The organism is Mitsuokella sp. oral taxon 131 str. W9106 (assembly GCF_000469545.1).
Lineage (GTDB): Bacteria > Bacillota > Negativicutes > Selenomonadales > Selenomonadaceae > AWVT01.
Window position 1 is genome coordinate 104,412 of sequence record NZ_KI273051.1, and the last position, 25,085, is coordinate 129,496.

The 25,085-nt window shown below is 59.4% G+C and carries 24 protein-coding genes and 2 tRNA genes; 25 read left to right on the plus strand and 1 reads right to left on the minus strand.

The annotated features are described in order from the left end of the window. Window positions 1-9 precede the first annotated feature (9 nt). From HMPREF1985_RS01050 to clpB, 20 genes are all read left to right on the plus strand, one after another. A complete protein-coding gene (locus HMPREF1985_RS01050) occupies window positions 10-699 on the plus strand; it encodes a flagellar brake protein (RefSeq protein ID WP_021770561.1) in 690 nt (229 codons plus the stop codon). A 30-nt stretch (window positions 700-729) separates the two neighbouring features. Beyond that, a complete protein-coding gene (locus tag HMPREF1985_RS01055; protein ID WP_021770562.1) occupies window positions 730-2,784 on the plus strand; it encodes a chemotaxis protein CheA in 2,055 nt (684 codons plus the stop codon). 15 nt (window positions 2,785-2,799) lie between these two features. Beyond that, the gene (locus tag HMPREF1985_RS01060; RefSeq protein ID WP_021770563.1) at window positions 2,800-3,261 is read left to right on the plus strand and encodes a chemotaxis protein CheW; all 462 of its coding nucleotides are present in this window, start codon (window positions 2,800-2,802) and stop codon (window positions 3,259-3,261) included. 74 nt (window positions 3,262-3,335) lie between these two features. Beyond that, window positions 3,336-3,956: a chemotaxis protein CheC gene (locus tag HMPREF1985_RS01065; protein WP_040636647.1), complete on the plus strand. Its 621-nt coding sequence runs from the start codon at window positions 3,336-3,338 to the stop codon at window positions 3,954-3,956. Between the two features lies 1 nt (window position 3,957). After that, the gene (locus HMPREF1985_RS01070) at window positions 3,958-4,443 is read left to right on the plus strand and encodes a chemotaxis protein CheD (protein ID WP_021770565.1); all 486 of its coding nucleotides are present in this window, start codon (window positions 3,958-3,960) and stop codon (window positions 4,441-4,443) included. Window positions 4,444-4,474: 31 nt separating this feature from the next. Further along, entirely contained in the window at window positions 4,475-4,876 is a 402-nt protein-coding gene (locus tag HMPREF1985_RS01075; RefSeq protein ID WP_040636649.1) for a hypothetical protein, read from the plus strand. A 35-nt stretch (window positions 4,877-4,911) separates the two neighbouring features. Next, window positions 4,912-5,673 carry a FliA/WhiG family RNA polymerase sigma factor gene (locus HMPREF1985_RS01080; RefSeq protein WP_021770567.1) on the plus strand — a complete coding sequence of 254 codons (762 nt, stop codon included), beginning with the start codon at window positions 4,912-4,914 and terminating at the stop codon, window positions 5,671-5,673. 10 nt (window positions 5,674-5,683) lie between these two features. After that, window positions 5,684-7,114 (plus strand): FapA family protein, encoded by a 1,431-nt coding sequence (locus HMPREF1985_RS01085; RefSeq protein WP_021770568.1) that lies wholly within the window; start codon window positions 5,684-5,686, stop codon window positions 7,112-7,114. Window positions 7,115-7,131: 17 nt separating this feature from the next. Further along, window positions 7,132-7,464, plus strand: coding sequence for a hypothetical protein (locus HMPREF1985_RS01090; RefSeq protein ID WP_021770569.1), 333 nt, complete (start codon window positions 7,132-7,134; stop codon window positions 7,462-7,464). Between the two features lie 66 nt (window positions 7,465-7,530). Beyond that, window positions 7,531-8,451: a hypothetical protein gene (locus tag HMPREF1985_RS01095; RefSeq protein ID WP_021770570.1), complete on the plus strand. Its 921-nt coding sequence runs from the start codon at window positions 7,531-7,533 to the stop codon at window positions 8,449-8,451. Window positions 8,452-8,557: 106 nt separating this feature from the next. After that, on the plus strand, window positions 8,558-9,298 hold the full coding sequence (gene pyrH / locus HMPREF1985_RS01100; protein ID WP_021770571.1) for a UMP kinase: 741 nt from the start codon (window positions 8,558-8,560) through the stop codon (window positions 9,296-9,298). Next, the gene (gene frr / locus HMPREF1985_RS01105; protein ID WP_021770572.1) at window positions 9,298-9,855 is read left to right on the plus strand and encodes a ribosome recycling factor; all 558 of its coding nucleotides are present in this window, start codon (window positions 9,298-9,300) and stop codon (window positions 9,853-9,855) included. Before pyrH ends, frr begins: the two co-directional genes overlap by 1 nt. A 226-nt stretch (window positions 9,856-10,081) precedes the next feature. Continuing rightward, on the plus strand, window positions 10,082-10,252 hold the full coding sequence (locus HMPREF1985_RS01115; protein ID WP_021770574.1) for a DUF362 domain-containing protein: 171 nt from the start codon (window positions 10,082-10,084) through the stop codon (window positions 10,250-10,252). Between the two features lie 66 nt (window positions 10,253-10,318). Beyond that, complete coding sequence (uppS, locus tag HMPREF1985_RS01120; protein ID WP_021770575.1) at window positions 10,319-11,110, plus strand: polyprenyl diphosphate synthase; 792 nt, start codon at window positions 10,319-10,321, stop codon at window positions 11,108-11,110. 9 nt (window positions 11,111-11,119) lie between these two features. Further along, entirely contained in the window at window positions 11,120-11,950 is an 831-nt protein-coding gene (locus tag HMPREF1985_RS01125; RefSeq protein WP_021770576.1) for a phosphatidate cytidylyltransferase, read from the plus strand. Between the two features lie 11 nt (window positions 11,951-11,961). After that, window positions 11,962-13,119 carry a 1-deoxy-D-xylulose-5-phosphate reductoisomerase gene (locus HMPREF1985_RS01130; protein ID WP_040636651.1) on the plus strand — a complete coding sequence of 386 codons (1,158 nt, stop codon included), beginning with the start codon at window positions 11,962-11,964 and terminating at the stop codon, window positions 13,117-13,119. Between the two features lie 9 nt (window positions 13,120-13,128). Further along, complete coding sequence (gene rseP / locus HMPREF1985_RS01135) at window positions 13,129-14,166, plus strand: RIP metalloprotease RseP (protein WP_021770578.1); 1,038 nt, start codon at window positions 13,129-13,131, stop codon at window positions 14,164-14,166. 69 nt (window positions 14,167-14,235) lie between these two features. Then, on the plus strand, window positions 14,236-15,321 hold the full coding sequence (gene ispG / locus HMPREF1985_RS01140; RefSeq protein ID WP_021770579.1) for a flavodoxin-dependent (E)-4-hydroxy-3-methylbut-2-enyl-diphosphate synthase: 1,086 nt from the start codon (window positions 14,236-14,238) through the stop codon (window positions 15,319-15,321). Next, window positions 15,308-17,023: a proline--tRNA ligase gene (locus tag HMPREF1985_RS01145; protein ID WP_021770580.1), complete on the plus strand. Its 1,716-nt coding sequence runs from the start codon at window positions 15,308-15,310 to the stop codon at window positions 17,021-17,023. The genes ispG and HMPREF1985_RS01145 overlap by 14 nt, the downstream gene beginning before the upstream one ends. A 157-nt stretch (window positions 17,024-17,180) precedes the next feature. Beyond that, window positions 17,181-19,754 (plus strand): ATP-dependent chaperone ClpB, encoded by a 2,574-nt coding sequence (clpB, locus tag HMPREF1985_RS01150; protein WP_021770581.1) that lies wholly within the window; start codon window positions 17,181-17,183, stop codon window positions 19,752-19,754. Window positions 19,755-19,932: 178 nt separating this feature from the next. On the opposite strand, the gene HMPREF1985_RS01155 is transcribed toward clpB, so the two are convergent. Further along, on the minus strand, window positions 19,933-20,784 hold the full coding sequence (locus HMPREF1985_RS01155) for a polysaccharide deacetylase family protein (RefSeq protein WP_040636654.1): 852 nt from the start codon (window positions 20,782-20,784) through the stop codon (window positions 19,933-19,935). Window positions 20,785-21,136: 352 nt separating this feature from the next. On the opposite strand from HMPREF1985_RS01155, the gene map reads away from it, so the two are divergent. The 5 genes from map to HMPREF1985_RS01180 all read left to right on the plus strand — a co-directional run bounded on the left by map (window position 21,137) and on the right by HMPREF1985_RS01180 (window position 25,046). After that, window positions 21,137-22,012, plus strand: coding sequence for a type I methionyl aminopeptidase (gene map / locus HMPREF1985_RS01160; protein ID WP_040636656.1), 876 nt, complete (start codon window positions 21,137-21,139; stop codon window positions 22,010-22,012). A 29-nt stretch (window positions 22,013-22,041) separates the two neighbouring features. Further along, window positions 22,042-23,361 carry a DEAD/DEAH box helicase gene (locus HMPREF1985_RS01165; protein ID WP_021770586.1) on the plus strand — a complete coding sequence of 440 codons (1,320 nt, stop codon included), beginning with the start codon at window positions 22,042-22,044 and terminating at the stop codon, window positions 23,359-23,361. 161 nt (window positions 23,362-23,522) lie between these two features. Beyond that, on the plus strand, window positions 23,523-24,815 hold the full coding sequence (gene pfp, locus HMPREF1985_RS01170; RefSeq protein WP_021770587.1) for a diphosphate--fructose-6-phosphate 1-phosphotransferase: 1,293 nt from the start codon (window positions 23,523-23,525) through the stop codon (window positions 24,813-24,815). Between the two features lie 67 nt (window positions 24,816-24,882). Further along, window positions 24,883-24,958, plus strand: a tRNA-Met gene (locus HMPREF1985_RS01175). A gap of 12 nt (window positions 24,959-24,970) precedes the next feature. After that, a tRNA-Thr gene (locus HMPREF1985_RS01180) sits at window positions 24,971-25,046 on the plus strand. The last annotated feature ends 39 nt before the right edge of the window (window positions 25,047-25,085 follow it).

Consider the following 25,085-nt stretch of genomic DNA (forward strand, 5'->3'; position numbering starts at 1 on the left):
AACTTTTTCATGCCGGGCGAAATTATACAAGCGAAAGAAGTCCTGAAGGTTGGACAGCGCATCGAACTCTACACGGAGGACAGTGACACGCGCTATTCGAGCCGCATCGAGGATATCACGAACGATTCTCTCGTCCTCGCGATGCCCGTCGACAGCAAGCGCGTGCCGGTTATCCCGCGCAAGGGGGAGCGCATCTACACGCTCGCAGTCGGCAAGCAGTGCCGCTATCGCTTCTTCACCGTTTTCAAGGGGGCGGCGAGGCAGGATGGACGCATCCCGGTTTGGCATGTCACGAAGCCTGGTACGGTCGAACGCCATCAGAACCGTGAGTTCGTGCGCGTGCACATCAATCTTCCGATTCGTGTCCGCCTCGTCGATCTGCAGGGCAAGATCGGGGATCTGATCGCTACGCGGACGATCGATCTCAGCGGCAAGGGCATCTGCTTCGTCCTGTCCCATGAAGTGCTTGTCGGTTCGCAGGCGGGCATCGAGATCGATAATATTCCGAGACTCGGGACGCTTGAGGTCATGTGCAGGATCGCACGCGTTACCCGCATACCGCTCGATCTCGATGAGGACCTCTACATTTACCATGTCGGGGCGGAGTTCCAGCATCTCTCGCGCTCCGTCAGCAACAAGGTGGTCAATTATATCTTTGAAGTCCAGCGAGAAGATCTCGCGAAGGGGCTGGATGTATAAGGCTGTAACGTCTATTTAGGGGGAATATAAATGGAAAATCAGTACATGGAAATGTTCTTGGATGAATCACACGAACATTTGCAGTCCCTGAACGAAGGTCTCTTGAAGCTGGAGGAAAACAAGGACGATGTATCGGTCGTCAACGATATTTTCCGCAATGCGCACACGCTGAAGGGCATGTCCGCGACGATGGGCTACAACAAGATCGCAGAGCTTACGCACGAGATGGAGGACGTCCTCGATCTCATCCGCAAGGAACAGCTCAAGCTCGACGAGAACATCATCGATATCCTCTTCAAGTGCCTCGATTCCCTCGAGCAGATGGTCGACAACGTCGGCAACGGCGACCCAGAGGATCTCGTAGACGTTTCCGATCTCGTCAAGAAGCTCAGCGCGATCTCCAAAGGCGAGCCTGTGCCCGATGCGGCGCCCGCGGCAGCGGGCGCTGCTCCTGCAGCAGACGGAGCGGCGGCGAATGGCATCGAGCTTGAAGACGTCGACCGCGACGTCATTCGCCAGGCGAAGAAGAGCGGGCTTCAGGGCATCCATGTCAAGGTCACGCTGACGGAAGCGTGCGTGCTGAAGTCGGCTCGCTCCTATATGGTCATGAACACGCTCGACGAACTCGGCGATGTCATCAAGTCGGTCCCGCCGGCAGAAGACCTCGAGCAGGAGAAGTTCGAGAACAGCTTCGACGTGCTCGTCGTGACGGATGCGGAACCGAAGGCGATCAAGGACGCGATCCTGTCGATTTCGGAGATCGAAAAGGTCGAGTGCGAGGAAGTCGATCCCGATGCGCAGCCGGCGCCGGCTGTCGCAGCAGCGCCCGCTGCCGCGGCGCCTGCGGCAAAGCCCGCAGCTTCGCCTGCAGCCGCGGCAAAGCCTGCGGCTGCGGCGAAAAAGCCTGCAGCAAAGCCCGCGCAGAAGAAGACCCACCACCAGAGCCAGTCGGTTCGCGTCGACATCGAGAAACTCGATACGCTCATGAATCTCATGGGCGAGCTTGTCATCAACAAGGTCCGCCTCGAACAGATCGGACAGACGCACCGCCTCGCGGAGCTCACCGAGACGCTCGAGCAGATGGATCGCGTGACGACGGACCTGCAGAACATCGTCATGAAGGTTCGCATGGTCCCGGTAAGCGCGGTATTCAACCGGTTCCCGCGCATGGTACGCGACGTATCCAAGGAACTCAATAAGGAAATCAACCTCACGATCGAAGGCGAGGAGACCGAGCTTGACCGTACCGTTATCGACGAGATCGGCGATCCGCTGATGCACCTTTTGCGCAACTCCCTCGACCACGGCGTCGAACACCCGGACGACCGCGAGAAAAAAGGCAAGCCGCGCACGGGCGAGGTTGGGCTCATCGCGCGCCACGAAGGGAACAATGTCGTCATCATGGTCACGGATGACGGCGCGGGCATCAATGCCGACGTCATCCGCCGCAAGGCCGTTGAGAAGGGCATGATCACAGAGGACGAGGCAAACAAGCTCGACGATGCGGATGCCGTTCGCCTCATCTTCCTGCCGGGCTTCTCGACCGCCGAACAGATCACCGATATTTCGGGACGCGGCGTCGGCATGGACGTCGTCCGCAGCAAGATCGAGTCGCTTTCTGGGCACGTGGACGTCGAGACGCAGGTCGACAAGGGATCGATTTTCAAGATCAAGCTTCCGCTCACGCTCGCGATCATCCAGGCGATGCTCGTCAAGATCCAGGAAGAGATGTACGCGATTCCGCTCGGCTCGATCGACAGCACGATCAACATCCAGCCGACGGATATCAAGACGGTTCAGAACAAGGAGGTCATCGTCCTGCGCGGCGAGATCATCCCGATCATCCGCATGGAGGAAACGTTCCAGGTGCCGCACGTCAAGGACTCGGACGAGCTCTTCGTCGTCGTTGTCCACGCGGGCGAGGCAAAGGCCGGCATCGTTGTCGACAACCTCATCGGACAGCAGGAGATCGTCATCAAGACGCTCGGCAATCTCTTTGCCGGGCTCAAGATGTTCTCCGGCGCGACGGTTCTCGGCGATGGCCGCGTAGCGCTCATTCTCGACGTCGCTACGATGATGCAGTAAGAGGAGGAACGAACGATGGCAAATACAGATACGAAGCAGCAGATCATCGATGACATGCAGGTCGTAGCGTTCAAGCTGCGCGACGAGGAGTACGGCATCAGCATCCTGAACGTGCAGGAGATCCGCAATTTGACGGATATCACGCGCGTGCCGTTTTCCGCCGACTTCATCAAAGGCGTCATTAACCTTCGCGGATCGGTCCTCCCAGTCATTGATCTCAAGCAGCGGCTCGGTCTTGCGGAGACGCCGTACACGGACAGCACGCGCATCGTGACGGTCACGATCGACGACCTTCACGTCGGCATGCTCGTCGACGCGGTCACGGAGGTCCTGACGCTCGAGAATCGCCCGGTCGATACGAAGAAGGCGATCAACAGCAAAGAGGGTTCCCGCTTCCTCAGCGGCATCGGAAACATCGACGGCAGGCTCATCATCATGCTGAACCTCCCCGAAATCGTCGGGCTGCCGCAGGAATAAAACGACATAGGAAAAACCGGACGTGTTCAATCGGCACGTCCCGTTCGCGTAAATGAATGAGGAGTCAGAAGAACATGGCAGAAAAAAGTGAACTGGATTTTAGCCCAAACCAGCTCGACGCCCTGCGTGAAATAGGCAATGTGGGTGCAGGCAATTCGGCAACGGCCCTGTCGCAGGTAATCAATCGGCGCATTGACATGAATGTGCCGAAGGTTGACCTCGTGCCCATTACGGACGTGCCGGATCTCGTCGGCGGACCGGATGCGATCGTCGTCGGCATTTTCCTGCGCGTCTACGGCAAGGCACCCGGCAACATCCTTTTCCTGCTCCCGCAGCACAGCGCCTTCTATCTCGTCGATACGTTGATGGGGCGCCCGCCCGGGACGACGCAGCAGCTTGATTTCATGGATGAGTCGGCGCTCATGGAGATTGGAAACATTCTCTCCGGAGCATACCTCAACGCGTTCTTTACCTTCACGGGACTGGCAATGCTCCCATCGATTCCCGCGCTTGCCATGGACATGGCAGGCGCTATCCTGAACGTCGTTCTCGTCCAGCTCGGGCAGATGGGGGATCAGGCTCTCGTCATCGAGACGGAGTTCCTCTCAGAGGACGACGGCATCAATGGGCATTTCTTCCTCGTGCCGGATCCGGGTTCTTTGGGAACGATTATGAATGCAGTAGGAGTGGACTAATATGGCAGAAATGATTCGAGTGGGCATGGCGGACTACAAAGTCGGCCGCGCGCCTGCAACCATCATCAGCTACGGTCTGGGCTCCTGCATCGGCATATCCATGTACGATCCCCAGACGAAGGTGGGCGGGCTTCTGCACATCATGCTTCCCGACAGCAAACAGGCGAAGCAGAGCGAGAATCCTGCGAAGTTTGCAGACACGGGCATCCCGCTGATGCTCGATGACGTGATGAAACTCGGTGCGGTCCGCAGCCGTATCGTCGCGAAGATCGCGGGCGGTGCGCAGATGTTTGCATTCGCGAACTCGACGGACATCATGCGCGTTGGCGCGCGCAACGCAGAAGCGTCCAAGAAGATGCTCAAGGAGCTCGGCATCCGCCTCATCGCGGAGGATACGGGCGCGAATTACGGCCGCACGGTCCAGATCAACCTCGAAAATGGCGTCTATACGGTCAAGACGATCAACAAGGGCGAGAAGGAAATCTAAGCACACGATTGAAACTTGTAGGTGAGGCAATTTGTTCAAATTCGGTATGTCCCTCGTCGCGGGAGCGATTGCTGCGCTCGTCATATTCATCGCGGGACTCGTCAGCGATGCGCGCATTGGAACGATCCTCCTGCGCTGCATCGGCGGATTCTTTGTCGCAGGCATCGTCGTATGGCTCGTTGCCATGGTCCTGGAGGCAAAGCAGATCGTCGGATTCGATTCCAATATTGAGATGCCGGAGCCTTCCAAGGGCGGCGAGTCGCCTGAGGACGACGAGACGCCTAGGGCAGGGGCGAAAGGCGGGGAAGAAGAGGCCGGTTCTAGCGCAAAGGACGAATCGCCATCCAAGCCGGATGACGAGAAGCGGGAAGCAGAAGGCTTTAAGCCTCTTGCCGATGGGGTGCGCCGCATGGAGACACCGTCGGAATCCTAAGAAATTTCACCTGAAGGAGGAAGGAGGGACGTCCAGTGGGGCAGACGGAAGAGGATCGTGGCGACGTGGATGTCCAGTCCCTTTGGGTGGAATATCGCGCGAACCGGAGCATCGAAGTGCGCAATCTGCTTGCGGAATACTATTTGCCGCTTGTCCGGATCGTGACGGGCAGGCTCGCCATCAGCTTGCCGCAGCACGTCGACCGCGACGATCTCCTGTCGAGCGGCTTTTTTGGCCTGTTGGATGCGATCGACCGCTACGATATGGATCGAAAAAACAAGTTCGAGACCTATGCGGGCGTGCGCGTGCGCGGTGCGATCCTCGACTACCTGCGTTCGAAGGACTGGCTTCCCGTGGCGCTTCGGCAGAAGATTCGCCGCTATGAGCAGGCTGTCTCCGAAGTCGAGGGTACTTCGGGCAGGGCAGCGACGAATGAGGAGATCGCAAAAAAGATGGGCGTGTCGCTCGAAGAGCTTGCCAACATCGAGAAAAAGGCGAGCGCGGCGACGATTATCCCCCTTGACGATTACCTGCGCACCGACACGATTGTCGAGACGCAGGACGGCCCATCCGAGCGCCTTGAGAAGGAGGAGCTCAAGGAGACTTTGGCATCGGCGATCGAGCGCCTGCCGGAAAAGGAGCGGCGCGTCGTCGAGCTGTACTACTACGAAGAACTCACGCTAAAAGAGATCAGTATTTTGATGAGCCTATCCGAGGCGCGTATCTCGCAGCTGCACACGAAGGCGGTTTTCCGCATGCGTGGCTACCTCGCACGAATGAAGGCAAGTCTCGTTTGAAGGGAAGAACATGGCGGATAACGATAACACAAAGCGGAACGAGAAAGAGGTACAGAAGGCGGTCATCAAGGTCGATGTTTCGTCGGACAAGATGGAAGCTCGCGTGAGCTTCGATACGACGAACGGCACACATGCCTTGACGGAAGAAGAGATCCTCGAGGCACTCAAGGAAAAAGACATCTCTTTCGGTCTTGACCATGAGGCGATCCGTGCCGCGACAAAGAGCCTCGTGCCGTTCATCGCGGCGCGCGGGGAACGGCCTGTGAAGGGGGAAGACGCCTACATCGAGCGAAAGTTCGATCTCGGCGTGCGCGGCAGGCCGAAGATCGATCAGTTTGACCGTGCCGATTTCAAGGATCTCAATCTCTTCACGCTCACGAAAGCGGGCGATGTGCTCGCCGAGCGCATCCCGCAGACGGACGGCACGCCGGGGCGCAATGTTTTTGGCGTGGAGGTCGCGCCGCGCAAGGGAAAGCCGTGCCCGCTCCCGCAGGGAAAGAACACGGAGACGGATGGGGAGAATACCGTTCGCGCCGCGATCAACGGACAGATCGTCGATATGGGGAAGAAGATCGAAGTCGATCCCTGCCTCGTCATCAAAGGAAGCGTCGGCGTCAGCACGGGCAATATCGATTTTGACGGCAGCGTCGAGATCGGCGGCGACGTGACGCGTGGATTCGCCGTGAAGGCGACGGGGGATATCTCGATCAAGGGATTCATCGACGCGGCAGAAGTATCAGGGCGCAACGTATTCGTCGAGGGCGGCATCAGCGGCGGCGTCGGCGGAAGCGCGATGAAGAAGGGACTCGGCAAGGTCACGGCAAAAGAAGACGTGCGCGCGCTCTTCACGACGAATGGGACTGTCGAGGCGGGACGCGACATCTACATCCGCGACGCGATCCTTCATTCGGAGATCTATGCAGGCGGCAGCCTGCTCTGCGTCGAGAAGCGCGGCATGATTATCGGCGGCACGGTAACGGCGAGTGTCCTCATCCGTGCGAACAGCACGGGCAATGCGGGCTCGGTGCGGACGACAGTCGCTGTCGGCGTCGATCCGCTGGCTGAACGGCTGCGGAGCGAGCTGCGGGCGGAACTGAAGGAAATGAAGAGGGAGCTCCAGCGTCTCGCGCAGGCGCTGAAGTCCCTAGACCATAGGCAGATCGCTTCGCTGCCGCCGGACCGCGCGGAACGGTTCCTCAAGATGACGCACGAGCAGTACGCGCTCGCAGGCGACATCAAGCGAAAGGAGAATATGCTAAGCGAGGCGGAGGATCGCATCAAGCGGGCGGGCGCGGGCCGCATTCTCGTTCTCGACCGCGTTTATGCAGGAACGTGTTTTTCCATTCGCTCGCTGCGCTATACGGCGGAGCGCCAGATGCCCGCGACGCTCGTCACGATCAAGGACAACGTGCTCGATGTATCCCCGTACGTCAAAGCTTAATTGGGAGGTGGTTCCTTATGGATGTAAGTCCGATGAGTTTGCAGATGATGGTGCCGCGCTCGGCAGAAGTAGCGCAGACGCAGAGCAATATGAACCAAGCCATCAACATGCAGCAGGATTTCCAAGCACTGGAACAGAAGGCAGATGACAAACGCAAGCAGAGCCAGGTGCGGGGCAAGGAAAACCCGGAAGACGGGCGCATCAAGGACGATCCCGACCGGCGCAAGAAGCAGGGTGGCTACGCTGGCGGCGGCAGGCACGGCCGCGCGAAAGACGATGCGCAGCCAGAACCCGCGATGCACCTTGCAACGGACCCCTCGCGCGGGCATCTCCTCGATATCAGCGGCTGATGCGGACGTGCCCGCGCAGCATGAACTAGGAAGACAGACGGCAGGTTTCGCCGATATGGAGTAACTATGGTGACAGAACTTTTGGCGGCGCTGATTTTCGTCGGCGCCGTTCTCGTATTCGTTGGACGCTTTTACGCGCACCGCAAGGCAAAGCCCGAACAGGAGCGAAAAGAGCGTGAAAACCTCGTGGTTTCGACGGAGCGGCTCAAGGAAGAGCTTTCGCGTTCCGCCGATGTTATCGTTGCCCGCATGGAAGAGCACGTCGAGCAGCTCGATGGCATGCTCCAAGAGGCGGACGCGAAGAATTCCGTCTTTGAGGCGCTCCTGCGCGAGTCGGAGGAGAACCGCAAGGCACTCGAAGCGAGTTTGCAGGCGGCGCGCGAAACGGTACAGAAGCTTCGTGAGCAGCAGGAGGCATCGGCGGCGCAGATCCGTTCCATGGAGCGTGTGGTGCAGGCTTTGCCGGCGCAGGGCGTGCCTTTTGTTCCGCCACCACCGCCCATCCCGATGGGCGCTGCGGCGACGTACGAGGGAGGCGCGCCCGCTGCGGAGCCTGCCCCAACCGTAACGGAGCGAGAAGATGCGGCCGAGTTCGCTGCGGTCCTCCAAAACTCCATCGAGCGCGATGCGGTCGGGGAAGAGACCTCAAAGACGCCGCTGGCTTCGACGATTGGGCAGGTGCGCGAAGCGGAAAAAATCGTGTCCCCCCCGTCAGCACCGCCTTTAGACGCGAAGGAAGCGAAGGAAGCGAAGGGGGCAGAAGCACTGCCTGCGCCGCGCGGGATCAAACCGGCGCCGGTCCCGCCTCGCATGGAGGCGCCCGCACCGAAAACAGCGGAGGGGCCGCATGAAGCGACGACGGCCGACAGGGCACGCGCGCTTCTTTTGAGCGGGATTCCCGTCGAGGAAGTCTCACGTCAGACGGGCATGGGGAAGGGCGCCGTCGAGCTTGTCAAAGAGATGAGCCGTCGGCAGCTCGCGCAGTAAAGGCAGAAGATTATCCATCCATTAAAGTGATTCTCTTTTCGTGCAACATAGTGTATAATGAACCATAGTGTATCAGAAACGAAAGAGAAAAGATAACCTGGGCTGCATGGAGGAGTATGCTTTGAGTACAGCAAAATACGAACGCGTCGTTCTGAAGCTCAGCGGGGAATCGCTGGCGGGCGATCAAGGCTTCGGCATCAATCCTGCGGTTGTCGAGGACATCGCTTTGCGGGTTCGGAAAGTGCGTGATTACGGCATCGACGTCGCGATCGTCGTGGGGGGGGGCAATATTTGGCGCGGACTGTCTGGCTCGGCAAAGGGCATGGATCGTGCAGCAGCGGATTACATGGGCATGATGGCGACGGTCATGAATGCGCTCGCGTTGCAGGATGCGCTGGAAAAGCAGAGCGTCGACACGCGCGTGCAGACGGCGATCGAGATGCGCCAGGTGGCGGAGCCGTACATTCGCCGCAAGGCGATCCGCCATATGGAGAAGGGGCGCGTCGTCATCTTCGGCGCCGGCACGGGAAATCCGTACTTCTCGACGGATACGACGGCGGCGCTCCGCGCAGCGGAGGTCGAGGCCGACGTGATCCTCATGGCGAAGAAGGGAACGGACGGCATCTACGACAGCGACCCGAACAAGAATCCGAATGCGAAGAAATTCGATACGCTGAGCTACATCGAGATCTTGAACCGCGGCCTGCAGGTCATGGATACGACGGCGACGAGCCTTTGCATGGACAACAAGATACCGCTCGTCGTGTTCAACATCGACGATCATGAGAACATCGTGCGCGCAGCCCTCGGCGAGGACATCGGCACGACAGTGGGAGGAGAAGCGTGATGGTAAAGGATATACTGGCGTCGAATGAGGAGCGCATGAAGAAGACGATCGAGGCGCTCAAGCACGAGTATGCCTCGCTGCGTGCCGGCCGTGCGACGCCTTCGCTCCTCGATAAGGTCATGGTCAACTACTACGGGGCGTCGACGCCGGTCAATCAGATCGCGAAGGTCACCGTTCCCGAGGCGCGCATGATACGCATCCAGCCGTGGGAGAAGACGATGCTTCACGAGATCGAAGTCGCGATCATGAAGTCGGAGCTCGGCCTTTCGCCGAACTCGGACGGCACGGCAATCCGCCTCGCGATCCCTGCACTCACACAGGAGCGTCGCCAGGAACTCGTCAAGACGGTCAGCAAGAAGGCGGAAGAGGCGAAGGTCGCCTTGCGCAACGTGCGCCGCGACGGAAACGAGGCGATCAAGAAGCTCGAAAAGGGCAAGGAGATCACCGAAGATGATGCAAAGCAGGGACAGGAATCCATGCAGAAACTCGTCGACAAGTATGTCAGGATCATCGATGCGACGAAGCAGGCGAAGGAAAAAGAGGTCATGGAAGTCTGATGGCGCCGGATGTTGTTGGAATCCCGCTTTTTGAGGCGGAACGCCGCCTGAAAGAGGCCGGTGCGAACTATCACGTGGAAGTGACACGCCCTGTGCGTGGTTATTTCAAAATAGATGAAACGAGGCCTTACGTCATTCGTGAATGTGTACGCGATGCCGTAGTCTCACTCACCGTTGCCTGCAAGCAGGTGAGAAAGGACGTATCTTAGAGGAGGAAAGAAACACAATGGCTTACAAGATTGGAAGCGACTGCATCTCATGCGGCTCGTGCGCCGCTACGTGCCCCGTTGAGGCGATCAGCGAGGGCGCAGAGCACTACGAGATCGATCCCGAAAAGTGCGTTGAATGCGGTGCGTGCGCAGCGGGCTGCCCGGTTTCTGCAATCGAGGCTCCTTGATGTGATGAACGGCCCCTCCTTGGAAGCTGCAGGAGGGGCTTATTTTGTATAGAATGGGTAAGGAATATGTGGAGACGGATTTTCAGCAGGGGGGATAAGGCCTTTGAGATCCCTGCGGCGGATTCCCCGCTCTTTGAAAGAATCGATTGGGAACGGCTGCCGCGCCACGTTGCGATCATCATGGACGGAAACGGACGCTGGGCGAAAGGGCAGGGACTCCTGCGCACGGCAGGCCATACGGCAGGCGTCAAGACGCTCAAGAATATCCTGAAGACGGCGATCGGGCTGAAGCTCGACGCGCTCACGGTCTACGCGTTCTCGACGGAGAATTGGAAGCGCCCCGCGACGGAGGTCGATTTTCTCATGGGGCTATTTTCGGAGTACCTCAAAAAGGAACTCATGGAAATGCATGAGGACAACGTGCGGATTCACTTCATCGGACGCATCGGCGAGCTGTCTCCGGGACTCATGCGCCAGATGCATGAGGCGGAGGAACTCATGCAGGGAAATACAGGCGTGAAATTCAATGTCGCCGTCAACTACGGCGGGCAGGATGAGCTTTTGCGCGCGGTGCGCAGCTTGGCGCGGGAGGCGGCGGAAGGGAAGGTCGCGCCGGAGGCGATCGATGCGGCATTGATCGAGTCACATCTCGATACGGCAGGCAATCTGCCTGTCGACCTCGTCATTCGTACGAGCGGCGACGAGCGTCTCTCAAACTTCCTGCTTTGGCAGTCGGCGTACGCGGAGTTTTACTTCACCCCGATCAACTGGCCGGAGTTTACGCCGGAGGACTTCGTCACTGCGATGATCGATTTCGCAGGACGCGACCGTCGCTTCGGCGGGCTGACGAATCAATAGGAGGCTGCTTTGCTTACACGGATTATCACGGGCATCATCGGAATTGCGATTGCCGCATTCGTCGTTCAGGAGGGCGGCGCGTACTTCGCGGGTTTTGCGCTCGTGCTCCCGCTCATCGCTTTTTTTGAGTTCGTCCAAGCTTTTGATGGACGCGGCGCGAATCTCACGCTCATCACGGGAATCATCGGGCTCGTGCTCGTCTGGGGCTGCGCATGGCTCGGCAACAGCGATGAGCTCGTTGCCGTCTCGACGGGCATCGCGCTCGGCATTCTCTTGGAGACCGTATTCCTCCATGGCAGAGTGCGCTTCCTCGACGCCTGCCTTTCGATTGCGGGCGTCTTTTATTTCGGACTCCCCTTTGCACACATCGTCATGCTGCGCTTTCTAAGCGAGGGACAGATGCTCGCGACGCCGCTCGGAGACTTCGAGTTTGGCTGCGCGATGGTTTGGATCCTGTTCATTGGGACGTGGGCGAGCGATACGTTTGCCTACTTTACAGGCTCGGCGATCGGCAGCCACAAGCTCGCGCCTTCGATCAGTCCGAATAAGACCATCGAGGGATTCCTCGGCTCGCTCGTCGGAACGACGGCAGCGTGCGCCGGGCTCGGCGTCTTCTTTGGCTTTCCCGTCAAGGAAATGGCGATCCTCGGCTTCGCCCTTGCCATCGCCGCGACGCTTGGCGATCTCGTCGAGTCCGTAGCAAAGCGCGAGACGCGCATCAAGGACTCAGGACGTATCATTCCGGGGCACGGCGGCGTGTGGGATCGCTTTGACAGCGTGCTCTTCACGGCGCCGCTCGTCTACTATTTCGTCCTGCTCACCGATCTTATGACGAAGTGATGGAGGAAATCATGAAGCATATTGCGGTCTTGGGATCGACGGGCTCGATCGGCACACAGACGCTCGACGTTGTGCGCAGCCATCCGAAACGCTTTCACATCTCGGTGCTCGCGGCAAATGCGAACGATGAGCTGCTCGAACGGCAGATTCGCGAGTTTTCTCCCGCGCTTGCCGTCCTCGTCGATGCGGCGGCGTACGCGCGCCTAAAAAGCCGCTATGCGGGGCAGACGAAGCTCGCGTGCGGAAGGCAGGCGTTCATCGACGCGGCAGCATACGAAGAGACGGAGATCGTCGTGACCTCGATGATGGGCTTCGCCGGTCTTGAGCCGACGCTTGCGGCAATCGCGGCAGGCAAGGACATCGCGCTCGCAAACAAGGAGACGCTCGTCGTCGCGGGCGAGATCGTCACGCGCCGCGCGAGGGAGGCAGGCGTGAAGATCCTGCCCGTTGACAGCGAGCACTGCGCACTCTTCCAATGCCTGCAGGGCGAGCGCAGGGACAAGGTCGAAAAGCTGCTGCTCACATGCTCGGGCGGTCCCTTTCGCGGCAAGAAGCGCGAGGCACTTGCGGCAGCGACAAAAGCGGCGGTGCTCGCCCATCCGACGTGGCAGATGGGACAGAAGATCACCGTCGACTCGGCGAGCCTCGTCAACAAGGGACTCGAAGTCATTGAAGCGAAGTGGCTCTACGGCGTGGACTACAAGCAGATACAGGTCGTCGTGCACCCGCAGAGCATCGTGCATTCGATGGTGCAGTTCGTCGACGGCGCGGTCATGGCACAGCTCGGCTCGCCAGATATGAAGCTGCCGATCCAGTACGCGCTCACGTATCCGGAGCGTCAGCCATCCGCATCCGACCGGCTCGACTTTTGGCGGATGCGGGATCTCACATTCGAGGCGCCCGATATGGAGACCTTCAAGGGACTTCGATTTGCCTACGAGGCGGGTGAGATGGGCGGCACGATGCCATGTGTCTTCAACGCGGCGAACGAGGTCGCCGTCGGCGCGTTCCTGCGCGGCGGGATCCATTTCCTCGATATCTACGACATCATCGAAGCGACAATGATGAACCGCGAATGCGTGCTAAGTCCTACGCTCGACGACCTCTTGGAAGAGGATCGCTGGGCACGCAGTTTCGCGCGTTCGTATATCAAAAGCAAAAAGCAATAGGAGCAATTTATGGTACTTACGATAGCGGCGGCGATTTTCGTCTTTGGGCTTTTGGTGCTCGTCCACGAGCTGGGGCACTTCATCACGGCGAAGCTTACGGGCATGCGCGTCGATGAGTTTGCGATCGGATTCGGGCCGAAGCTCGTAAGCTTCAAGCACGGCGAGACGGCGTACAGCATCCGTGCGGTGCCGCTCGGCGGCTTCAACGACATCGCGGGCATGGACCCCGAGGACAAGGATGCGGGCGACCGCGGCTATTCCGCAAAACCCGTGCTATCGCGCATGATCGTCATCATCGCGGGTTCGGCGATGAATCTCATCCTGCCGATCTTCCTGTTCTTCGGCATCTATTTCTTTTCGGGCGTTGCGACGCCGAGCACGGAGCCGGTTCTCGGCAGGGTGATTGAGGGAGAAGCGGCGGACAAGGCGGGGCTCCAGGACGGCGACCGCATCCTCGCGATCGACGGCAAGCCCGTCGAGACGTGGACGGATCTGCTTGCCGCCATCCGCGACAAGGGCGGCGAGACGCTCAGCTTCCGCGTTGCGCGCGGCGGCGAAGAGGTCGAGGCACAGGTCACGCCCGTCTACGACGCACAGCAGAAGCGCGCGATGGTCGGCGTCATGGGCGCGACCGAAACGCGTCATCCCGGCTTTGCCGAGTCCGTGCAGCTCGCCGTCACGCGCACGGCGGCAATCCTGTACGCAATGGCCGAGGCGCTTTACAAGATCCTCTTGGAGCTTTCGGGCGCTGAGCTCGCAGGACCCTTGGGCGTCGCACAGATGGCAGGGGAGGTCGCGCAGATGGGCTTTGTGCCGCTGCTCAATTTCGCGGCATTCCTCTCGCTGAACCTCGGCCTCGTCAATCTCTTCCCGATCCCTGCACTCGATGGCGGGCATTTCCTCCTGCTCTGCGTCGAGGCAGTGCGCGGCAAGCCGCTTGGGCCAAAGGCATTCGGGTACGTTCAGCGCGTCGGCATCGCGCTTCTCCTGCTGCTCATGCTGTTTGCGACGAAGAACGACATCATGCGCGTGTTTTTCGGAAGCTGAGACCAGGCAACGTTACATCGTTAAGCAGATAGAAAGCAGATAGAAAGCAGATAGAAAGAAGGAAGCGTTTTGGCATTTACGCGAAAGAACACGCGTCAGATCCATATCGGCCCTGTCGCGATCGGCGGCGGCGCGAAGATTTCTGTTCAATCGATGACGAATACGAAGACGCAGGACACGGAATCGACCGTGCGCCAGATCCGCGCACTGCGCGCGGCAGGCTGCGACATCGTGCGCCTTGCCGTGCCCGATATGGCGGCGGCGAAGAACCTCGGGAATATCCTGCGCGAGACGGACGTGCCGCTCGTCGCCGACATTCACTTCGACTACAAGCTCGCGCTCGAGGCCATTCATCAGGGCATCGACGCGCTTCGCCTCAACCCCGGCAATATCGGCGGCGAGGAGAAAGTCCGAAAAGTCGTCTGCGCGGCAAAGGAAGCGGGCATCCCCATTCGCATCGGCGTCAACGCGGGATCGCTTGACAGGCGCCTGCTTGAAAAGTACGGCGGCGTTACGGCGGAAGCACTCGTTGAGTCGGCGCTTCAGCACGTCCGCATTTTGGAGGCGCAGGATTTTTACGACATGAAGATCTCGCTCAAGGCACACGATGTGCCGCTGACGCTCGCCGCCTACCGCCTCATGAGCGAGAAGGTCGGCTACCCGCTTCACCTCGGCATCACGGAGGCGGGCACGGCGAAGACGGGCATCATCAAGTCTGCCGTCGGCATCGGCGCGCTCCTAGCCGAGGGAATCGGCGATACGATCCGCATCTCGCTTACGGGCGACCCGGTCGTAGAGGTGCGCGTCGCGAGTGAAATCCTGAAATCGCTCGGCCTCAGGGAGTATGGGCCGACGCTCGTCGCCTGCCCGACGTGCGGCAGGACGAGCATCGACCTTGCGAAGATCGCCGACGAGGTCACGGAGCGGCTCAAGGGGCTTTCGGATCCGATCGAGGTCGCTGTCATGGGCTGCGTCGTCAACGGCCCAGGCGAAGCGCGCGGCGCCGACGTCGGCATTGCGGGCGGAAACGGCGAGGGGCTTATCTTCCGCAAGGGCGAAATCGTCCGCAAGGTGCCGGAAGCAGAGCTCGTCACGGAGCTATTCAAGGAAATCGATGCAATACTGGAGGAACGCAAGAGAGATGAGAGCAAGTAAGTTATACGCGCCAACCCTTCGCAATACGCCTGCCGAGGCGGAAATCGTGAGCCATCGGCTCATGTACCGCGCGGGGCTTATCCGCAAGTCCGCCGGCGGCATGTATACGTTCCTGCCGCTTGCGTGGCGCACGATACGAAAGATTGAGCGGATCATCCGCGAGGAGATGGACGCAGCTGGCGGACAGGAAATCATGATGCCCGTGCTGCAGCCCGCAGAGTTTTGGCAGGAGAGCGGCCGATGGAGCGCCTACGGCGCGGAGATGATGCGCTTGAAGGATCGACACGGACGCGATTTCTGTCTCGGCCCGACGCATGAGGAGATGATGACGGCGCTCGTGCGCGACGAGGTGCGCTCCTACAAGCAGCTTCCACTCATGCTCTACCAGATCCAGGACAAGTTCCGCGATGAGCGGCGCCCGCGCTTTGGGCTTATGCGCAGCCGCGAGTTCATCATGAAGGATCTCTACTCGTTCGACAAGGACGAGGCGGGCATGAATGCATCATACCAAAAGATGTACGATGCGTACACAAACGTATTCACGCGCTGCGGGCTCGCGTTCCGTCCCGTCGAGGCAGATAACGGCGCAATCGGCGGAGGGCACTCGCACGAGTTCACCGTCCTCGCGGCATCCGGCGAGTCGAACATCGCCGTCTGCACGAAGTGCGACTACGCGGCAAGCGACGAAAAGACGGCGCTCGCTCCCATCGAGGCGGTGGATGAGCCGCTGGAAGAGCGCAGGAAGGTCAGGACGCCGGGCGCGAGCACGATTGAGGCGGTCAGGGACTTCTTGAACGTGCCCGTCGAGAAGACGATCAAGGCGGTCGCCTATCAGACGGACGCGGATGAGCTCGTGCTCACCTTCGTGCGCGGCGATCACGAAGTCAATGAAGTCAAGGTGCTCCATGCGATTGACGGCGCTTTGGAGCTTCGCATGGCGGACGAGAAAGCGATCCGTGCGGCAGGCGGCTGCCCCGGCTTCATGAGTCCGATCGGCATCAAGGCGGGCACGCATATCGTCGTCGATTCGACTGTCATGAAGATGAAGAACGCCGTTGCGGGCGCGAACGAGGCGGATGTGCATTTCATGGGCGTGACGCCTGCGCGCGATTTTCAGGATGAAGGACTTATTGCATGCGACATACGCCTTGTCCGCGAGGGCGATCCCTGCCCGCACTGCGGGCAGCCGCTCACGATGACGCACGGCATCGAGGCGGGGCAGGTCTTCACGCTCGGCACGAAGTACAGCGAGGCGATGGGCGCGACGTTCCTTGATGAAAACGGCAAGGAAAAGCCACTCCTCATGGGCTGCTACGGCATCGGTGTCGGACGCACGATGGCAGCGGCGATCGAGCAGAACAGCGACGAGCGCGGCATCGTATGGCCACGCGCCATCGCGCCGTTCGAGATCGTCATCGTCGTGGTCAACGCGAAGAAGGAGGACCAGCTCGCCTATGCAGAGGACATTTACGCGGAATGCAAGGAGGCGGGCATGGATGTCCTCTTGGATGACCGCAGGGAGCGCGCCGGCGTCAAGTTCAACGACTGCGACCTCATCGGCTATCCCGTGCGCGTGACGGTAGGGCCGAAGGCCGTCGAAAGCGGCATGATCGAGATCAAGGTGCGCAGGACGGGGGAGATCTTCGAAGTGCCACGCGAAGAATACCGCCAGAAGGTGCAGGAACTTTTGCAGACGCTCTGAGCGTCCCGTTCACGTCCTAAAAAGAAATCCGAATTTGGGAAAAAGGGAAAGAAAATATTTGACTTTTTGACCTTTTGTATTTATAATAGAAACCGTAAGCTTGTAAAGGAAGGGAAAAGACAAGAAAGAACGATATAGAATTACGGAGGATCACATTATGGGACAGGAAAAATACACAGCCAAAACGCTGGCGGCACTCCAGTCCGCCCAGCAAATCGCCGCCATGCGGTACCATCAGGAAATCACCTCGGCACATGTCCTGCTCGCGCTCTCAAAAGAGCCGGAAGGGCTTCTCGCGACGATCTTTGAGGAGTGCCAGACCGATCTCCCGCTGCTCAAGGCAAAGCTTGAACAGCAGCTCGCGAAGATTCCGAGCGTCAAGGGAAGCGACCGGCTCGGCATGGGCATGGACATGGTGCGCGTGCTCGGCAGGGCCGAGGAATTCGCAAAGGCGATGAAGGACGACTACGTCTCGACCGAACACCTCCTGCTCGCACTCGTCACGGATGGCAGCGAGGAGGTACAGGAGATCTGCCGCGAGTTCAAGCTCACAAAATCGGCTATCCAAGGCGCCATCAAAAAGAATCGCAAGCAGAACGTCACGAGTGAAAATCCAGAAGAAGGCTACAAGTCGCTTGAAAAATACGGGCGCGATCTCACGGACGCCGCACGCCGGGGAAAACTCGACCCCGTCATCGGACGCGATGAAGAGATTCGCCGTACCATCGAGATCCTATCGCGCCGCACGAAGAACAACCCCGTGCTTATCGGCGAGCCGGGCGTCGGCAAGACGGCGATTGTCGAAGGGCTCGCACGCCGCATCGTCGCAGGCGATGTGCCGGAGTCACTCAAGAACAAGTCCCTATACTCCCTCGACATGGGTTCGCTCGTCGCGGGCGCGAAATTCCGCGGCGAGTTCGAGGAACGCCTCAAGGCGGTGCTGAGCGAGATCGCCAAGTCGGACGGACAGATCCTGCTCTTCATCGACGAAGTGCATACCGTCGTCGGCGCAGGCGCAGCGGAAGGCGCGATGGACGCAGGCAACCTCTTGAAGCCGATGCTCGCGCGCGGCGAACTCCGCTGCATCGGCGCGACGACGCTCAACGAGTACCGCAAGTACATCGAGAAGGACACGGCGCTCGAACGGCGCTTCCAGCCCGTCATGGTCGGCGAGCCGACTGTCGAGGACACGATTTCCATTCTGCGCGGGCTAAAGGATCGCTACGAGGTGCATCACGGCGTCCGCATCCGCGATGCGGCGCTCGTCGCGGCGGCGACCCTCTCTGACCGCTACATATCCGACCGCTTCCTGCCCGACAAGGCAATCGATCTCGTCGATGAGGCAGCGGCAAAGCTGCGCACGGAAATCGAGTCGATGCCTGCACCGCTCGACGAGATCCGGCGCAAGATCATGCAGCTTGAGATCGAGGAGCAGGCACTGAAAAAGGAGACCGACGAGGCATCGGCAGAAAAGCTCACACAGATCACCGAGGAGAAGGAAACCCTCCAGAAAGAAGAGGGCGAGCTCAAGGCGAAGTGGGCGGCAGAGAAGAACGCCATCCTGCGCGTCCGCGCCATCAAGAAGGAAATCGATGAGGTAAAGGGGCAGATGGAAGCGGCAGAGCGCGCCTACGATCTCAATCGCCTGTCGGAGCTCAAGTACGGCAAGCTGCCGGAGCTCACGAAGAAGCTCCAGGAAGAGGAACGCATCATTGCCGCAAAGTCGAAGGACGAACAGCTGCTCAAAGAGGAGGTAGGCGAAGAGGACATTGCGAAAGTCGTCAGCCGTTGGACCGGAATCCCCGTAACGAAGATGCTCACGGGCGAACGCGAGAAGCTGCTGCACCTTGAGGACGTGCTGCACGAACGCGTCGTCGGGCAGGATGAAGCCGTCAAGGCGGTCAGCGAAGCGATCCTGCGCGCACGTGCGGGGATCAAGGATCCGAACCGCCCGATTGGCTCGTTCATCTTCCTCGGACCGACGGGCGTCGGCAAGACCGAGCTCGCAAAGACGCTCGCGGAAGCGCTCTTTGACGATGAGCGCAGCATGATTCGCATCGACATGTCGGAGTACATGGAGAAGCACAGTGTCGCGCGCCTCATCGGTGCGCCTCCAGGCTACGTCGGCTACGACGAGGGCGGACAGCTCACGGAAGCCGTCCGGCGTCGTCCCTACAGCGTCATCCTGCTCGATGAGATCGAGAAGGCGCACCGCGACGTGTTCAACGTGCTGCTGCAAATCCTAGACGACGGGCGGCTCACCGACGGCAAGGGACGTGTCGTAAACTTCAAGAATACCGTCATCATCATGACGAGCAACCTCGGCTCGCACGAGATCCTCAACAAGGATTACGAGGAGGCGAAGAAGGCCGTCAAGGCGATCTTGAAAGATTACTTCCGCCCCGAGTTCCTGAACCGTGTCGACGACACGATTGTATTCAGGGCACTCGAGAAGGACGAGGTCAAGCGGATCGCCGCGATCCTCTTAAAGGCGCTCGGCGAACGTCTCATGCGCCAAGTCGGCATCGCGCTCAAGTGGAACGACGCCGCGCTCACTGCGCTTGCCGCTCGGGGCTTTGATCCGAGCTTCGGCGCGCGCCCGCTTCGCCGCCTGCTCACGCATACGGTTGAGACGGAACTGTCGAAGAAAATCATCGCAGGCGAAGTCAAGGACGGCGACACGGTCGAGATTGGCTGGGACGGCACGAAATTCACGTTTGAAACGGCATGACATGCTGCAAGGCGACAAAAAGACGAATCGCAGATTTTGCGGTTCGTCTTTTTTGATGCCAACCAGTATCGGATTTCCTCTCTGTCGTAGGGCGCGATGCGGGCAAATTGCATCACAGGAGCTGAACCCGGCTATGCATGCTTCTTCCTACGTTATACGTCCCTTTGGAATTTCGCTGTCAGGGAAGCGGTACGAGCCTTGCGAGGATGTTGTGCCCGTTTGCGATGAGGGCACGATAGAAATGATCCAATGGGGCAACGATAGGCGTGAAGATGAGACGCGTTTTGAAGCGCAGGAAGGTGTGCGTGTTGCTGCCGAAGATGGGGATGCGATCCAAAATGTAGGGATTCTCCGCTTTGTTCGCGAGACCGAGATGGACGGTGAAGGCGGCGCGGTAGCCCGCTTCCTTCGTCATTTGTTCCAGCGCTTCGTCGAATGAGCCGCATGGGTACGCGATGAAGTCGATGGATTTGCCGAGGCGCTGCTCAAGGATGGTCTTGGAATCCTTGAGTTCCTTCCAACGCTCGTCTGGACGGATCTTATTGAGTTCGACGTGGTTCATCGTATGGCTCTCGAAGTCGATGAGGTCGCTCCCGTTCATTTCTTTGACTTGCTCCCACGTCATATAGTTCGGATAGGTGCTGAGGAAGTTCGGCACGAGGAAGATCGTGGCCTTGAGGTTGTATTTTTGCAGGATGGGGAACGCGTTCTCGTAGTTGTCGGCGTAGCCGTCGTCAAGCGTGATGACGACGGGCTTTTCGGGAAGCGGCGCACCGCCCTGCCACGCATCCAAAAGCTCCTTCGGCGTAATCGCATGGTAGCCGTTTTCCGCGAGATACTTCATCTGCCTGTCAAACTGCTTCGGATGGACGGTCAGCACGTTGTCCGCCTGGTCATTGATCTGATGATAGTTCAGGACGGGGACGGCGCCATTGGCGCGCAGCATCAGGTACACGCAGACGCCGAGAACAAGGAGAAAGAGCACAAGAAACACCAATAAAATTCGTTTGACGACCATCCGCAAGAACATACATCCCTTTCTGTACTGACCGATTTGCCGGGCAAGCAAAAAGCCTGCCCGTATAAAAAACATACGATTTAAGGATAGTACAATGAATGGGGCATGTCAAGGCAGAATTGTCGCACGATTGCTACGTGCGTGCAGGGCTCAAATCGGATTGCGGAGGGATCATCGGGCAGGATGCTGGAATCCCTGCCGCAGGAAGGACAACGATATGCCTCCGGCGTTGGATTGGAAAAATCTGACGCGTGGGGGCATTCTTTTTGGAAAGAAAAGGTTTTACAAATCGGGGAATCGCCTTATAATGGTAGCGTGTGTTATACGCGGAGCGAAGTATTGGTTTGCTTGGAGGATAGAAGCAATGATGCGAAATGAATTGTGCTGGTGTGGCAGCGGCAAGAAGTACAAGAAGTGCCACGCGGACTTTGATGAACGGCTCAGCGAGATGAAATTTGACTTCATGCGCGGGCAGGTACGTCCGCCGAAGAAGCTCATCAACAATGCGGAGGATATTGCAAAGGTACGAGCATCGGGCGTCGTCAACGACGGGACGCTCGACCTCATGGCAGAACTCGTGCGCCCCGGCATCGATACGGAGTCCTTGGACGCGGCGGCGGCGGAGTACATCCGCAGCCACGGTGGCATTCCGGCATGCCTCCACTACGAAGGGTACCCAAAGAATGTCTGCATCTCGATCAATGATGTCGTCTGCCACGGCATCCCATCGAAACAGACGATCCTGAAGGAAGGCGACATCGTCAACATCGATATCACGACAATTCTCGACGGCTACTACGCGGATGCCTCGCGCATGTTCATCGTCGGCGGGCATACGACGCCGGAGGCGGAAAAGCTCGTGCGCGTGACGCGCGAGTGCATGGAGCGCGGCATCGAAGCGGCTCGTCCATGGCACTTTCTCGGCGACATCGGCGCGGCGTGCGGCGCGCACGCGCGGGAGAACGGCTATTCGGTCGTCACGGCGCTCGGCGGCCACGGTGTCGGCAAGGATTTCCACTTGGAACCGTTCGTGCCGCACACGGGCAAGAAGGACACGGGCATGCTGCTCGTGCCCGGCATGATCCTGACGGTCGAGCCGATGATCAATGCGGGCAAGTCCGCCGTCGTCACGGATAGGAAGGACGGCTGGACGGTGCGAACGAAGGACAAGACGCTCTCGGCCCAGTGGGAAAAGACGATCCTCATCACGGAGACGGGCACAGAGGTGCTCTCGTCGTAAGGGTGCCAAGCGGCACGGAAAGGAAGCAGATGAAATCATTTGAGCAGATGAACCTCTCGCCGCGGATGGTAGAGGCGTTGAAGCAGCGCGGCATCAAGGAGCTGACACCCGTGCAGGAGGCAGCGATCCCCGTCTGCCGCGCAGGGCGCGACGTCATCGTGCAGGCGCAGACGGGAACGGGCAAGACACTCGCGTTTCTCGTGCCGATTTTTGAACTGGCAAAGGCACAGGCAAAAGTCGCGCAGGCACTCGTCATCGCGCCGACGCGCGAGCTCGCGATCCAGATCGCGAAAGTTGCGCAGATCCTCGGCGAGGCGGAGGGCATTTCCTCGCTCGTCCTCTATGGCGGACAGGATATTGAGCGGCAGAAGCAGAAGCTTCGCCGCTGCCCGCAGGTCATCATCGGCACGCCGGGGCGCCTGCTCGATCATTTGAGGCGCGGCACGATCGACGTCTCGAAGGTCAACAAGGTCGTGCTCGACGAGGGCGATGAGATGCTTCGCCTCGGCTTTATCGAAGATGTGGAGATCCTCCTCGGCAAGGTCGCGCCCGATCATCAGCTCATGCTCTTTTCGGCGACGATGCCCGCGCGCGTCCGCGCGCTCTCAGCGCAGTACATGGAGCGTCCCAAGATGATCGAGATTCGCGCGGAGCACGTGACGCTCGATACGATCGAGCAGGTCGTCGTAAGCATCACGGAAGACGAGAAGCTGGATCGCCTCTCCAGGATCATCAACGAGGAGCAGCCGTACCTCATGATGGTGTTCTGCCACACGAAGCAGCGCGCGCATCAGGTGGCCATGGCGCTCGCGGCTCGCGGCTACCTCGCCGACGAGCTTCACGGCGACCTTACGCAGGCGCAGCGCGCGCTCGTACTGCGCCGGTTCCGCGAGGCGAAGCTCCAAGTGCTCTGCGCGACGGACATCGCGGCACGCGGCCTCGATATCGAGGGTGTGACGCATGTCGTGAGCTACGACGTGCCGCACGACGCGGAAGCGTACGTCCACCGCATTGGGCGAACGGGGCGTGCGGGCGGGGAAGGCAAGGCGGTGACGTTCGTGACGGCGCGGCAGTACGAAAAGCTTCGCCGCATCGAGGCGGGCATCAAGGCGCGGATCCGCCGCGAGAATGCCGCGCGCAGGGAAAAGCGCGCGGCGGAAAAGCGAGAAATGGGCAAGCCGGAGAAGGATAATAGGGCGAAGAAGCCGCGATCAAAGCACGCAAGCCGCAAGGGGGCAGTGCATAAGGGGCAGGGAGGCGGAAGGCGCCGTGCAGGCGCGAAGGCGGCGCGCCCAGCGAAGCGGAAGAGCAGCCTCGGCCGCCGCGCGAAGCTTGGAAAGCACCGATGATTCCCTTGGCAGGAAGCAATATATTATGCGGTTGAACAGAAAAAATCTACAATTCTGACGAAGAAAGCAGGATTTTCACACAAAAAAGCGAAATAAATACGCTGTGATAGGAAATAAGATTATCGAGCGCAAAGAATGGATTCTTCGGGGGAGGGATTTCCATGATTGGAATCAAAAATGTTATTGCGATTGTCTGCGGCGGCGGCCCTGCGCCCGGCATCAACAGCGTCATTTCCGGCATCACGAATGAGGCGACGCGCCACGGCTGGGAAGTCATCGGCATCTATGACGGCTTTTCGCGCATCGGGCGCGGCGAGAAGAACTATATCCGCCTCGATCCGAAGAACATCAGCCGTATCCACATGCAGGGCGGCTGCATCTTAAAGATGTCGCGCTTCAATCCGACAAAGAAGGAGTCTGACCTGCGCACGGTTGTCGAGACCCTCACGGAGCTCGGCGTCACGCATCTCGTGACGATCGGCGGCGATGACACGGCGTACAGCTCGGCAGCCGTTTCGGAGTACGCGCACAGGATGGGGCGCACGATCAACGTCGTGCATGTCCCGAAGACGATCGACAACGATCTGCCGCTCCCCGAGGGCGTGCCGACCTTTGGATTCGAGACGGCGCGCGCATTCGCGACGACGGAGATCGAGAATCTCATGGAGGACGCGCGGACGACGAACAACCGCTGGTACTTTACGATCGCAATGGGCCGCACGGCAGGGCACCTCGCGCTCGGCATGGGGCGCAGCGCTGGCGCGGCCGTCACGCTCATCCCGGAGGAGCTTCCAGCGGGGCATGTGCGCCTCCAGCACGTCGTCGACATCCTGACGGGCGCCATCGTCAAGCGCTACCTCACGGGCAAGAATTACGGCGTTGCCGTCATTGCCGAGGGCATCATTGAGAAGATTGCGCCGGAGGACTTCGAGCAGCTCGGCGAGGTCGTGCTCGACGAGCACGGGCATATCCGCTACAGCGAGCTCGACTTCGGCGAGATCCTGAAGCAGAGCGTGCTCACCGAGGTGAAGAAGCTCGGCATCAAGCTCACGATCATCGACAAGGAGATCGGCTACGAGCTTCGCTGCACGGCGCCGATCGCCTACGACATCGACTATGCGCGCTCGCTCGGCTACGAGGCGGTCAAGTTCCTCATGCGCGGGGAGAGCGGCGCGATCATCTCGATCCAAAACAGCGAAGCCGTTCCCATGCGCTTTGAGGATATCCGCGACGAGAAGACGGGCAAGACGCGTGTCCGCAAGGTCAATATCGAGTCTGTCGGCTACCGCATCGCGCGCGGTTCGATGATGCGCCTCGAAAAGGGAGATCTCGACGATCCCGGTCTTGCCAACGCGTACCGCATGGAGCCGGCAGCGTTCAAGGCGCGTTACGCGTATCTTTTCGGCGAGGGCGAGGCGCCGTCGGCAGGGGAAAAAGCAGGGGCGAAGAAATAACGCTTGACATTGTTTTTTCCATGCCCTATAATATCATATTGTCAGTCGTCGATAGACGGCACGATATCGCGGGATAGAGCAGTAGGTAGCTCGTCGGGCTCATAACCCGAAGGTCACAGGTTCAAGTCCTGTCCCCGCAACCAATCGACAAGACCGCTGATATAGCTCAGTCGGTAGAGCGTATCCTTGGTAAGGATAAGGTCACCAGTTCAATCCTGGTTATCAGCTCCATAATTTGCGGCGGCATAGCTCAGTTGGCTAGAGCATGCG

Excerpts from the sequence above, each read along its gene's own strand:
- HMPREF1985_RS01050 (WP_021770561.1), top strand. The coding sequence starts at position 10 with ATGCCGGGCGAAATTATACAAGCGAAAGAAGTCCTGAAGGTTGGACAG.
- HMPREF1985_RS01055 (WP_021770562.1), top strand. The coding sequence starts at position 730 with ATGGAAAATCAGTACATGGAAATGTTCTTGGATGAATCACACGAACAT.
- HMPREF1985_RS01060 (WP_021770563.1), top strand. The coding sequence starts at position 2,800 with ATGGCAAATACAGATACGAAGCAGCAGATCATCGATGACATGCAGGTC.
- HMPREF1985_RS01065 (WP_040636647.1), top strand. The coding sequence starts at position 3,336 with ATGGCAGAAAAAAGTGAACTGGATTTTAGCCCAAACCAGCTCGACGCC.
- HMPREF1985_RS01070 (WP_021770565.1), top strand. The coding sequence starts at position 3,958 with ATGGCAGAAATGATTCGAGTGGGCATGGCGGACTACAAAGTCGGCCGC.
- HMPREF1985_RS01085 (WP_021770568.1), top strand. The coding sequence starts at position 5,684 with ATGGCGGATAACGATAACACAAAGCGGAACGAGAAAGAGGTACAGAAG.
- HMPREF1985_RS01090 (WP_021770569.1), top strand. The coding sequence starts at position 7,132 with ATGGATGTAAGTCCGATGAGTTTGCAGATGATGGTGCCGCGCTCGGCA.
- HMPREF1985_RS01095 (WP_021770570.1), top strand. The coding sequence starts at position 7,531 with ATGGTGACAGAACTTTTGGCGGCGCTGATTTTCGTCGGCGCCGTTCTC.
- pyrH (WP_021770571.1), top strand. The coding sequence starts at position 8,558 with ATGGAGGAGTATGCTTTGAGTACAGCAAAATACGAACGCGTCGTTCTG.
- frr (WP_021770572.1), top strand. The coding sequence starts at position 9,298 with ATGGTAAAGGATATACTGGCGTCGAATGAGGAGCGCATGAAGAAGACG.
- HMPREF1985_RS01115 (WP_021770574.1), top strand. The coding sequence starts at position 10,082 with ATGGCTTACAAGATTGGAAGCGACTGCATCTCATGCGGCTCGTGCGCC.
- uppS (WP_021770575.1), top strand. The coding sequence starts at position 10,319 with ATGTGGAGACGGATTTTCAGCAGGGGGGATAAGGCCTTTGAGATCCCT.
- HMPREF1985_RS01130 (WP_040636651.1), top strand. The coding sequence starts at position 11,962 with ATGAAGCATATTGCGGTCTTGGGATCGACGGGCTCGATCGGCACACAG.
- rseP (WP_021770578.1), top strand. The coding sequence starts at position 13,129 with ATGGTACTTACGATAGCGGCGGCGATTTTCGTCTTTGGGCTTTTGGTG.
- HMPREF1985_RS01145 (WP_021770580.1), top strand. The coding sequence starts at position 15,308 with ATGAGAGCAAGTAAGTTATACGCGCCAACCCTTCGCAATACGCCTGCC.
- clpB (WP_021770581.1), top strand. The coding sequence starts at position 17,181 with ATGGGACAGGAAAAATACACAGCCAAAACGCTGGCGGCACTCCAGTCC.
- HMPREF1985_RS01155 (WP_040636654.1), bottom strand. The coding sequence starts at position 20,784 with ATGTTCTTGCGGATGGTCGTCAAACGAATTTTATTGGTGTTTCTTGTG.
- map (WP_040636656.1), top strand. The coding sequence starts at position 21,137 with ATGATGCGAAATGAATTGTGCTGGTGTGGCAGCGGCAAGAAGTACAAG.
- HMPREF1985_RS01165 (WP_021770586.1), top strand. The coding sequence starts at position 22,042 with ATGAAATCATTTGAGCAGATGAACCTCTCGCCGCGGATGGTAGAGGCG.
- pfp (WP_021770587.1), top strand. The coding sequence starts at position 23,523 with ATGATTGGAATCAAAAATGTTATTGCGATTGTCTGCGGCGGCGGCCCT.